The following is a 236-nucleotide window of genomic DNA, read 5'->3' on the forward strand; positions in this document are numbered from 1 at the left end:
CGAAGACGATGATCTGCAGGATGTTGCCCTCGGCGAAGGCGGTGACCGGGTTGGATGGCACCAGACCGACCAGGATCGACACCAGCGAGGGTGCCTGCTTGGCCTGCTCGCTGACGCTGGCGACCATGTTCATCCCTTCGCCGGGGCTGAACAGCGCGCCGAACAGCAGGCCGATGCTGAGCGCAAAGGCGGTGGTCACCAGATAGATGGCGATGGTTTTGAGGCTGATGCGCCCG

The 236-nt window shown here is 64.0% G+C and carries 1 protein-coding gene; it reads right to left on the minus strand.

The window, feature by feature from the left end:
* On the minus strand, positions 1-236 hold a 236-nt coding region (locus tag V6767_RS22760), incomplete at both ends, for a cation:dicarboxylate symporter family transporter (protein WP_448475518.1).

It is taken from the genome of Martelella sp. FLE1502 (genome assembly GCF_053484255.1).